We start from the raw sequence: 10,833 nt of genomic DNA, 5'->3' as shown, positions 1-10,833 counted from the left end.
CGCGGGGGGGGGGCGTACCCGCCCCGGGGGGGGCGGCCGCGGGGGGGGCGCCGGGCGCCCCCCCCGCCCCCCCCGACCGTTGAGCGATGTGCGGTGGGGGCCGGGTGTGCTCGTGTGTCGGCTTTGCCGACCGGGCCCCCGCCGGGCGGCTGATCACCCCCGCGTCATTCCGAGAGCAGCTGCCACTGCCGGTCCCGGTGGTCGCCCTCCGCCCGGTGCTGGGTGATCGTCGTGCGGGCGTTGGTGTCGACGCGCAGGAGCAGACCGCTGTTCCGGTTCACGATCTCGTACACCGGCGGGGACGCGGTCGCGGAGCTCACCGGGATCAGCCTCCAGTGCTGGTGGTGCGCGTCGTCGCCCGCGTACGTGCGCTGTGCCACCACCGCCCCGGCCGTCTCGTGCGCGTCGGTGATCTCCAGGACCTTGCCGCTGCGTACGTTCTCGATCGTGTACAGGGTGTCGCCGGCGTCCTCGCCCGCCACGACCAGCCGCCACCGCTGGTGACCCCTCGGGGTGGCGAGCGACTGGTGGATCTCGGCCCCGTCCTTGGTGGACTCGCGCCGCACCGCCATCCGCAGCAGGCTGCGCACATTGGTCCAGGAGACGACCGTGCCCGAGTCGGGCAGTCCGGCCCGCTCCGGCAGCGCGATCCTGCGGACCCGGTGGTTGGCGTGGTCGGCGATGTAGAGGGCGCCGGAGCGGTCGACGGCGATGCCGATCGGCTTGTTCAACTGGGCTGCGGTGGCAGGGCCTTCGTCTCCGCCGAAGTCCCCGGTTCCCGTTCCGACGACCGTGTCGATCTTTCCGTCGGGCGTGATCCGCCGGATCCGGTGGTTGTTGAACTCGGCGACGTAGAGGGTGCCGGCGCTGTCCACCGTCACTCCGAACGGGCCGCCCAGCTGGGCGGCGGTGGCGGGGCCGCCGTCGCCGCCGAAGCCCTTGGTGCCGGTACCGGCGACCGTGTCGATCCTTCCGTCGGCGGTGATCCTGCGGACGCGGTGGCTGCCCTCGTCGGCGATGTAGAGGTCGCCCGCGCGGCCCACCTCCACCCCCCTCGGGGTGCGCAGTTGGGCCGCTACGGCCGGTCCGCCGTCTCCGGCCGATCCCGCGGTCCCGGTCCCCGCGATCGTGCTGATCCTGCCGTCGGCCGTGACCTTCCGGATCCGGCGGTTGTTGTGATCGGCGATGTAGACGGTGCCCATGCCGTCCACGGCCACTCCGTACGGGCCGTCCAACTGGGCGGCGGTGGCGGGGCCGCCGTCGCCGCCGAAGCCCTTGGTGCCGGTACCGGCGACGGTGCAGATCCGCCCGTCGGTGGTGACCTTCCGGACCTGGTGGTTCTCGGAGTCGGCGATGTAGACGGTGCCCATGCCGTCCACGGCCACCCCGCGGGGCACGTTCAACTGGGCCGAGAGGGCCAGGCCGCAGTCGCCGCTGAAGCCCTTGGTGCCCGTGCCGGCGATGGTGGTGATCTTCCCGTCGGGGGCGATCCGCCGGATCCGGTGGTTGTTGAACTCGGAGACGTAGAGGGTCCCGGTGGCGTCCACCGCGACCTCGTACGGGTTGCGCAACTGGGCCGCAACGGCGGGCCCGTTGTCGCCGCTGAAGCCCGCGACTCCGGTTCCCGCGACGGTGTTGATCGGAGGGGCGGGGTCCGCGTTCCCCGTGGTCGCCTCGTGGTCGGTGCTCATCGTCGTCCCTTCACCGTTGCCGGCTGGCTGCTAGCGGTTGTCGTCGGAGGCGGTCGGCTTCTCTGCTGTGGGCTTGTCGGCGGTGGGCTTCTCCGCGGTCGGCTTGGGCGCCTCGGGGGCCTTGGAGAAGTCGCTCTTCTTCGGCCTGCTCTCCAGGTCCTCGTCCTTCTGGAGACCGCTGTGCTCCGTCACCGTCGAACTCGACTCCCGCATACCGGCGGTGGCCGCCTGGGACACCGAGCCGGGATTGCCCGCGTACTGGGCCTGACTGCCGGCCGACGTCTGGGTGGCCTGGATGAAGGAGCCGAGGAAGCCCAGGACGGCCCGCGCTTCGGGTGACTGCTCCTGGACGACCTTCGCCCGTGAATTGGCCCCGTGGATCGAGCTGTTGAACAGACTCGCGCTCGTGTCGTCGTACGTGTCGTCGTCGGCGTCCTCGAAGTCGACACCGGCGCCCGGCTGCGGCTTGGTGCCGTCGGTGGTCACCGAGAAGAGGCCCGCGCCCTTGCCCGCGAAGCCGAAGATGTTGTCGAACACCATGGTCGTTTCCCTGCTCGTGGTCGTCGTGGTGGTCGTGGTCGTGATCGTCGTGACGGTGCCGGCCGCCCGGTCACGGCTTCTTGTGCAGCTCCCGTTCGCTGCCGGTGAGGCCCTCGCCGTCGAACATCGTGTGGTGGACCTCCAAGGCGGAGACGACCTCGGCCAGCCCCTTCATCCGGAAGCCGTTGCCGCCCGCCAGGTCGATGTCGCCGAGGGAGCGGGCGACCACGTGGTCGAGGCCGGGGTAGTCGCCCGGCTGCGGGGGAGAGAGCACCGCCACCGGGACGTCGTACTGCACCGCGAGCAGCCCGGAGAAGGTCACCGGGATCTCGTACGAGTACTGCTTGCGGGTGCGTCGCTGCGTGACGATGGTCTCCACCCGGGAACCCGGCGGAACCGTGCCGGAGATCTCGGACTTCGAGGCCCAGCTGGTGGTCAGGGACCCGCCGACGGAGGCCGTGATGCCCAGCATCAACTGGGCGTTGAGCTCCGCGCTGCCGGTGGCGCTGCCCGTGGTCGTGAACGCCCCCGACGTCGTCACCGAGTTCGACGCGGAGTTGGCCACCGAGTTGGTCACGCCGTTCTCCGCGCCGTTCACGGTGTCCGAGCCGATGTCGTCCTTGCTGTTCTCGTTGCTGACGGAGTTCTGGACCTTGTTCTCCATGCCGTTTTGGAGTTCCGTCCCGAACTGCGTCTGGAGGTCCAGCTGGAGCTGGTTCTGGAGCTGGAGCTGGAGCTCCGCGCTGATGCTGCCGCCGAAGGTGAGCTGGGCCTCCCCCTGGAGCGTCCAGCTGACCTCGTTCGACACGGTGAACTCGACCGCGTCGGTGAAGTTCATCGTGGACGTCTCGCTGCGGTTGGCGTAGGTGCGCGAGGAGAAGGTGTCCGGCGGGGGCTGGTCGACGTTGCGCCGCTCCTCGATCAACGGCTCCCCGAGGTTCATGTAGGCGAGCCAGCCCAGTTTGAACGCGGAGCCCGGGAAGGCACCGAAACTCGACTTGTTCAAGGAGAAGCCGACGGGCTTGTGCCGCACGCCGTAGTCGTCGACGTAGACCAGGTTGGGGTGGTCCAGGATGGACTGCCAATTCTGGTCGATATTGAGTTCTCGTAGATTCCTTTTCGTCAGCGGCTGACGCTTGGCCCGTTCCAGGTTGTACGCGTTGGAAGGCATTCCCCGTCCTCGACTGATTTCGGCCGAAATCGCGCTCGGTGAAGTGGAAGATGAAGCGGAAAGAAGAAATGGAAAGGTGAAGCGGAAGCGGAAACGGAAGTCTGCGCACGTTCCGACGACCGAAGCTAGCAGTGGCCTCATTGCCCGGGGAGACGTCTTCGGGAATCTTGCTCAATCGAGTGAACCGAGCGCCCTGACCATCCTCAACTCGCCGTGATGCACGCTAGGTTCAGTTGCTGCCAGTCGGCGGTCGGCCGCTGTCCGGCCCCCTTGCCCGCAGGCGCCGTGAGGTCGAGCGCGACCGCGGGCGAGGACACTCGTCCGTTCGCTCGTCCGTTCCCCGGATCGATTCGGTCAACGGGGAATCGGCCTGCGATGGCGCTGTGCGAGGGGTCGGCGATTCAAGCGGTCGGCGTGTTGTTCTCCCTATCCAGAAGCAGGTGAGGTTTCCGCGATGTACACCCAGGAACGCACGGCGATGGCGAATTTGGTGGTCGGCGGCCCGGTGGCGGTGAACAGCTACGACAACGCCATCGTGGCGGCGTTGGTCGAGAACCGGCCGGTCATGCTCGTCCACGCCTTCAACGGCGGCTATCTGCGGCCCGCCGATCTGAAGGAGGAGAGCCACGACAAGGGGGTCGAGCTGGCCACCGCGCTCGACCCGGCCACCAAGGAGGCGCAGGGTCACCTCTGGTACATCACCCCCGGCGGCTTCTTCGGACAGCGGCCGCTGTACTTCCTGGAGAGCGCCGCCGGCCAGGTGACGCCCAAGCCCGCCGAGCCGGGCGAAGCCGAGGCCGGCCGGGGCGACGACGGCCTGCCGAAGCCGCGGCGCAGGCGCGTCACGGCCCATCAGGAGGCCCCGAAGAGCACCGCCGACACCGTCCAGGTGGGCCTGCCCGACCAGGTCGGCGACCTGTGGCGCGGGAAGAACGGCTCCCCCGAGGACACCCAGCTCTGGGTCGTCACGGTGACGCCGTGGGGCGGGATCACCTTCGTGCCGATCACCCACCCCGACGCCATCCTCGGGTTCAAGGACCACGCTGTGACGGGCGACAGCGAGGTGCGTCTCACCCACAACTGGGGCGGGGACTTCACCGGGACGGTCATCAACACCTTCTACCCGCGGCTGCCCAACGAGTGGAACGTGCCGTACCACCACGTCTTCACGTGAGCCGCGCCCGGCGCCGCGCCCCGCGTCGCGCCGACCCGGCCCCGAGCACCCCGAGCCCACGCCCGCACCGCCTGGAAGAGGCACCACCATGCCCGTGCCCACGGAAGAACTGAAACTGGAGATCGTCAACGCCGCCACGGGAAAGACCCTCGGCGCCCAGGCGCCACCGGGCGAGGACGGGGCGCTCGTGGTCCGGCACTTCCCCGACGACGGTCCGTCCCCGCAGCAGTGGCGGCTCGTGCCCGTGCCGGGCGGTGAGGAGCCGGACCATCCGGCGTACGTGATCCGTGACGCGGTCGGCGGAACGGTGCTCCACGACCCCGGCGCCGCGGACCGCGGTGTCCACCAGGGGGAGGCCGCCGACGGCGATCCGAGTCGGCAGTGGTTCGTCGTGCCCGTCGAGGGCGAAGCCGGCCTCTACTTCATCGAGAGCGCCACCGACAGCACCGTTCTCGACCTCGGGACCGACCTCGGGACTGACCTCGACCTCGGCCCCGGCGGTCCCGGCGGCCCCGGCGCGGACGGCGCGGACGGCACCCGAGTCGTCCTGCGCGAGCACGACGACAGCGCGGAGAGCCAGCGGTGGCGGCTCGTCCCGGCCGAGCCCGAGCGCATCAGCGACCCCGTACTGCGCTGGGCGCCCCTGAGTCACTGGAACGGCCGCCGGTCCTGGCGGCTGGTCCACTCCCCGGCGGTGCGGCCGGCGCCCGGGGCGACGCCCTCGTTCAGCGACATGCTGCTGGTCCTCGAACAGTTCGGAAGCGACGAGCGGGCCGGCGCCTGGCAGGCCGGAGAAGCGACCCCCGGCCCCGGCGGGCAGCCGGCCTGGTGGGCCGGCCCCGGAGCCCGGTTCCTCGCCGACACCACGGGAGACGGACAGGCGGACATCGTCGGGATCGAGCCGGTGAAGGGAGCCGTGACGTCGCCCAGCAGGGGGGACGGCACCTTCGACGACGAAGAGAGCGTCCTGCACCCGCCCGTACCGTCCTCCGGCCCCGAAGACCTGTGGGCCCTCGTGGACACCACCGGCGACGGCAAGCCCGATGTCGTCGTGCTCGCCGCCGACGGCGTCCGGGTGTCTCCCCGGGGCGAGGACGGGACCTTCGCACCCTCGGGTGGCGAGCCGGTCCTCAAGGCGTTCGGGCACGGTGAGCAGGGCGGCGGGTGGCAGGCCGAAAAGCATCCCCGCTTTCTCGCCGACCTCACGGGTGACGGCCGGCTCGACGTCGTCGGCTGTCACGACGACGGTGTGTGGGTGTCGCTCCAGGACGAGGACGGAACGTTCGCGCCGCTCACCGACGAACCGGCGCTCCGGGCGTTCGGCCACGCCGAGAAGGCGGGCGGCTGGCGCGTCGGCACGCACCCGCGCTTCCTCGCCGACACCACGGGGGACGGCCGGCTGGACCTCGTCGGCTGTCACGACGACGGTGTGTGGGTGTCGCTCCAGGACGAGGGAGGGGCGTTCGCCGACCCGCTGTACGTCCTCGACGAGTTCGGGGTCGACCAGGGCTGGACCTCGGCCGGGGAACACCCCCGGTTCCTGCTCAAGACCACCGCCGGCGGAACGTCGGACCTCGTCGGATTCGGCCCCCAGGGCGTCGTCGTCGCACGCGGACGCGGTGACGGCAGGTTCGAACCCGCGAAGCTCGTCCTGAACGACTTCGGGACCGCCCAGGGGTGGACCAGCGAGAAGCACCTCCGTTTCCTCGCCGACGTCACCGGCGACGGCAACGTGGACATCATCGGCTTCGGCGACGAGGGCGTTTGGGTGTCCCACAGCCTCGGCGACGGCCGGTTCGAGCAAGCCCGGCTGGTGTGCCGGGGGTTCGGGTACGGCCGGGACGCGGGCAGCTGGCGTGTCGGGCGCCATCCCCGCTTCCTCGCCGACATCACCGGTGACGGCCGGCTCGACCTCGTCGGCTTCGGCGGCCCGGGCGTGTACGTGGCCCGTAACCTCTTCCGCCGCTTCAGGACCCGATGAGCCCGCGGAGGATCTCCACCGCCGCGTTCGCGTAGCGCCTTCTCAACGTCGTCGCGAAATGCGGTAGTTACACACGAATGTACGGCCTGGCGTGTGCCTTCCGTCAGGCCGTACAGGGGTGTCCCGGCGGCGTTCGCCGAGCAACGGCCGCCGGGCGAAAGGGCTTTCCGCTCCCGGCGCCACCTTGAGGGCAGGTCACCGCATCGGTGCGATGCGCCGCCCGCCGGGCCGTCCCCTCGCCCGGCGGTGCGCGGTGCCTCCGGGGCGGAATCTCCGGCCCGTCTTCGACGTGAGGCCGGCGTGCCCCAGTGGTGCGTTATCAGTTCCGAGGGCCGACAACCGGCGATTCGAGTCAACTCGCCCAAACCGGCGGGTCGGTATGGCCGGATCCATGAGCATCCCGATCCCGGGCGGCGCCGCGACCACGACGCGGCGGTGTCTCCACGCCGTGTCGCGATCGCGATGACGCCCCGCCGATCGAGTGTCCGGCGGGTCGGCGCACGCCGGACTCCGGGCGACAGAAGGCCAGTTGGGAAGTCGACTCCCGTGATCCCCGAGGTCCGGTGCGGGTTCCGATCCCGTCCAGGTCATCGGGGTCGTCCGGTCGCAGGGGAGCGGCCGCTTGGACGGTTCGCCCGGTCTGTCGTGGACGTGTGAATCCGCCGCGCACCCCTGGGGCCGAGGCGGCGCGCGCAATGCGTTCACATCCGAGGTGGCTTGGCAAGGGGCTCCATGGGCATGTCGGCGAGATTTCGCCCTCCATTCGCCGCGCCCTCTCCCCGAGGTGACTTTCGGTATGGTCCGGTGCCGGGAACGTGATTGGCCGAAATCGTGCGTTGGTAAAAAGGGTTTGAATACGCCCGGAAAGTGTGACCTTGCCAGGCGGGTTGTCCGGCCTTAGCCTCCGAGGTGCCGACCTGCCGCGATATCGCCCTGGTCGACGGATGGCCACGGGAACGCGGTGACACGACACCAATGTCCCGAGGTCGTCCGCCGGACTCGGTGCGGTGTGTCGCGACCCTCCACGTACAAAGGGAAAACGGTATTTCCGTGGTGACCACAAGCCTCACCGCCTCATCCACCGCCGGTGTCACGGCGGACGTCGGCGCGACCCGCCGGCGCACCTACACGGCTCACGCGTGTACCAAGGACATGACCATCACCGCGGCGGAAGCCGATTTCGCGGCACGATTCGGCCTGAGCCCGGGGCAGATCTACGGGCGCGCGCTGAGCGACCTGCTCCAGGCGGGCACGCCCGCGCGTCTGCGGCACCGGTTCACCGAACTCTCCGAAGGCCGGGCGGGCTGGTTCACGGAGCGGGTGACCGGCCGGCACGCCACCGGACGCGTCTTCGCCGCGGACCTGACGGCCATAGCGGTCACCGGCCCCGCCGGGACGGCCGGGCTGGTCCTCCTGCTGCGTCCGCTGGGCGAGACGGACGTACCCGGCCCGCGCGGCCTGACCCTCAGCACGCTCGACGCGCGCGTGCTGGAGGGGGTGGCGGCCGGAGCGTCGACCGTACAGCTGGCCGGCCGGCTGTATCTGAGCCGCCAGGGTGTCGAGTACCGCGTCGGCCTGCTGCTGCGCCGATTCGACGCGCCCAACCGGCCCGCCCTGGTGGCCCGCGCCCACACCTACGGCCTGTTCGTGCCCGGTCAGTGGCCCCCGCAGGTGCTGCCGGACCTCGTCGAGTAGCTCAGGCGACGGCCGTGGGCGTCGCCGCCGTTGCCGTGGCCGGACCAGGGTCGGCTCGGCCGTGGTGCGGCCCGCCGGCTCGTACGGCCTCCGGTGCGTCGCACCCGCTCAGGCCCGGCCCGGCGTATCGCTTCTTCCTCCGGTACGCCGAGCGGCGCTCGCAAGGCGGAGGTCGTCCACGTACTCCCGTACGAGAACGACCTCCGGCGCCGCGCCCTCAGGCGAACCCAGGGGTACCCGGCACGGCCCCGGCCTCAGGCCGCCGAAGGCTGCCACGCCTCCCGGAACCGCAGCCGGGCGCGGTGCAGCCGGGACCGTATGGTGCCCACCGGCAGTGACAGGACCCGGGCCATCTCCTCCTCGTTGAGGCCGTAGGCGCGCAGGGTGAGGACCTGTCGGTGGGACGTGGACAGCCGGTCCAGGACGTCGCTGATGTGCACGGCGTCCAGCGGGTTCGTCTCCTGCCCCGGCTCGACCCGCTGGTACGGCCCCTCCTCGCCGGCCCGCTTCATGGTGCGTACCGCCTCCCGGACCGTCACCGAACGGACCCAGCCGTAGAACGCGGTCGGCTCGCGCAGGGTGCGCAGACCGCGGTAGACGGCGAGCAGCGCCTCCTGCGTGGCGTCGGCGCCGTCGTCACGGGTGATGGTCCGGCACAGCCGGGCGACGTACGGGATGATCCCGGTCAGCAGCTGGTTCATGGCCTGCTCGTCGCCCGCCTGGGCGCGCGGCAGCAGCGTCAGGGGCGTGGGGATGTCGCTGACGTCGTTCATGTCGGCGAAAGGCTCCTTCTGGTGGCCGGTGCGATGCGTGAGCCGCTGGGGCGTGTCTCGAAAGTCCCTCCTGGCCCGCGACGCCTGGCACGCACCGGACGCCGCGGGCCCCGCCCTCCGGGCGGACGGAGCCACTTTCGACACGCGCCGCCCTAGGCCGTGTCTGACAAATCCCGCCTGGTGCGCGACGCCCGGCACGCACACTCGCTGCGTTGTCGGGGTTGTCCAAGTACGTCCAGTACGAGGACAACCCTCCGCCTTGCGATTGCACGCACCGGACGCCGCGCACCCCGCCCTTCGGGCGGACGGCGCTCTTTGTCGGACACGGCCTAGTCCGCCGGTGCGGGAGCGGGCCCGGCGGCTTCGGTGAACGTGTCGAGCACCGTGCCGACCCCGTCGCAAAAGCCTTGGACGAGCTCCGGGCTGAAGCAGGCGGTGAAGAACGGGAACTCGATGGTGAGCCGTCCGTCGACGGAGACGACGCAGGCCATCACGGGGCTGCGCCCGGCCGCCGGGAAGTAGTTCTCCCGGCCGGGCAGCAGCCGCATGCCGGTGATCTCCAGGCCCTCGGGCAGCCGGGGGCCGGGGAGGACACCCATGTTCGTGGCGATCACGGTCGCCAGCTGCAGGAAGGGGTTGCGGGGGATCTCGGGCGTGATCCGGATCTCCTGGAACGGCTCGTCGCCCGCGAGGAACTCGCCGAGCCGCGCGTGGACGGTGCGGGCCAGCTCGAACGGGTCCGCGTCCGGGGCGACGTCCAGCGTCTGGAGATGGGTGGTGACGGCCGGGATCATCATCAGGGCGGGCGCCGGGGGCGAGAGCCGCGAGCGCAGGTCGACGGGGGAGAGACAGCCGAGGACGCGCGGCTCGTCGCCGGGCAGGTGCCGGCGTGCCGTGGCCAGCAGGGCCGCGGTGATCAGGGCGTGTACGGACACGCCGGTCGCGCGGGCGGTGCGGCGCAGCCGGTCGGTGCGCTCCGCGTCCAGGGCCAGCAGCGCCGACTCGATCCGGCCCTCGCCCCGCTCCGCGACGCCGGTCGGGTCGGCGATGTCGAAGGGGATCAGCTCCGCCGGGCTCCGGCGTACCTCGTCGGTGCGCCGCAGCAGATAGGCGGCGGTCTTCTCCGGGTCGGCCGGGGGCAGCAACTCGCTGATGGACGGCGGATACGCGGTGGCCCGGTCGGCGTCGCCGGGGCGCTCGCCGTCCTCGACCAGCTTCCGGTACCGCTCCCAGACCTCGTTGAGCAGGGCCATCGCGCTGCGCCCGTCGACGATGCTGTGATCCACGGACAGGACGAAGGCGTGTTCCTCACCGTCGGGGGAGTGCACAAGCGTCGCCCGGCTCAGCGGCCCGCCGAAGGGCAGGGACGTGTTCAGCTCCGTGGGGAAGGTGTCCTCGACGGCGCCGGTCCGCACGCTCAGCCGGGGACGCTCCGCCTCCTCCAGCAGGTGCATCGCGAAGCCCTCGCCGTCCGGCACGGTACGGCTCCGCAGCGACGGATGCGCCTCGGTGACGTCGTCGAACACGGTCGACAGCGCCTCGGCGTCGAGGCGCCCGCGCAGGGTGCAGGAGAGCACCGCCCGGCTTCGCTGCCGGACGTACAGCGTCTCCACCTGGCACAACACACGGCGCATCACTCAGGACCTCTTTCCGTCCACATTCCCGAAGACCGCCCCGGCTGACGACGGGTCAATGGGGCGGGTCCGATTCCACGTCCTTTCGAGAGTGCACGGTCGGACCCGTGCGAATCCACCCGGTGCCGCCGCACCCCGGAAACTCTCGTGTTTTCCCTAAAAGTTGTCGCGGAT

Annotated in this window: 8 protein-coding genes; 3 read left to right on the top strand and 5 right to left on the bottom strand. The window is 71.0% G+C overall.

The features are described from left to right. Positions 1-164: 164 nt before the first annotated feature. The 3 genes from ABZ990_RS18555 to ABZ990_RS18545 form a co-directional block, all read right to left on the bottom strand. Positions 165-1,691 carry an RICIN domain-containing protein gene (locus tag ABZ990_RS18555; protein ID WP_361232163.1) on the bottom strand — a complete coding sequence of 509 codons (1,527 nt, stop codon included), beginning with the start codon at positions 1,689-1,691 and terminating at the stop codon, positions 165-167. Positions 1,692-1,721: 30 nt separating this feature from the next. Then, positions 1,722-2,231 carry a hypothetical protein gene (locus ABZ990_RS18550; protein WP_361232161.1) on the bottom strand — a complete coding sequence of 170 codons (510 nt, stop codon included), beginning with the start codon at positions 2,229-2,231 and terminating at the stop codon, positions 1,722-1,724. Positions 2,232-2,301: 70 nt separating this feature from the next. Then, positions 2,302-3,402 (bottom strand): hypothetical protein, encoded by a 1,101-nt coding sequence (locus ABZ990_RS18545; RefSeq protein WP_361232158.1) that lies wholly within the window; start codon positions 3,400-3,402, stop codon positions 2,302-2,304. A gap of 454 nt (positions 3,403-3,856) precedes the next feature. Between ABZ990_RS18545 and ABZ990_RS18540 the strand changes: the two genes are divergently transcribed. From ABZ990_RS18540 to ABZ990_RS18530, 3 genes are all read left to right on the top strand, one after another. Next, on the top strand, positions 3,857-4,576 hold the full coding sequence (locus tag ABZ990_RS18540; RefSeq protein ID WP_361232155.1) for a hypothetical protein: 720 nt from the start codon (positions 3,857-3,859) through the stop codon (positions 4,574-4,576). A gap of 88 nt (positions 4,577-4,664) precedes the next feature. Then, a complete protein-coding gene (locus ABZ990_RS18535) occupies positions 4,665-6,557 on the top strand; it encodes an FG-GAP-like repeat-containing protein (RefSeq protein WP_361232153.1) in 1,893 nt (630 codons plus the stop codon). Positions 6,558-7,607: 1,050 nt separating this feature from the next. Next, positions 7,608-8,252: a PAS domain-containing protein gene (locus ABZ990_RS18530; protein ID WP_361232151.1), complete on the top strand. Its 645-nt coding sequence runs from the start codon at positions 7,608-7,610 to the stop codon at positions 8,250-8,252. Positions 8,253-8,506: 254 nt separating this feature from the next. On the opposite strand, the gene ABZ990_RS18525 is transcribed toward ABZ990_RS18530, so the two are convergent. Both ABZ990_RS18525 and ABZ990_RS18520 read right to left on the bottom strand, forming a co-directional pair. After that, on the bottom strand, positions 8,507-9,025 hold the full coding sequence (locus ABZ990_RS18525) for an RNA polymerase sigma factor (protein WP_361232148.1): 519 nt from the start codon (positions 9,023-9,025) through the stop codon (positions 8,507-8,509). Between the two features lie 329 nt (positions 9,026-9,354). Continuing rightward, positions 9,355-10,659: a condensation domain-containing protein gene (locus ABZ990_RS18520; protein ID WP_361232145.1), complete on the bottom strand. Its 1,305-nt coding sequence runs from the start codon at positions 10,657-10,659 to the stop codon at positions 9,355-9,357. Between the last annotated feature and the right edge of the window lie 174 nt (positions 10,660-10,833).

Origin of the sequence: Streptomyces sp. NPDC046203 (assembly GCF_040646255.1) — a bacterium.
Lineage (GTDB): Bacteria > Actinomycetota > Actinomycetes > Streptomycetales > Streptomycetaceae > Streptomyces.
Note: the sequence above shows the minus strand (reverse complement) of the source record. Positions and strands in the feature narration are given on the sequence as shown.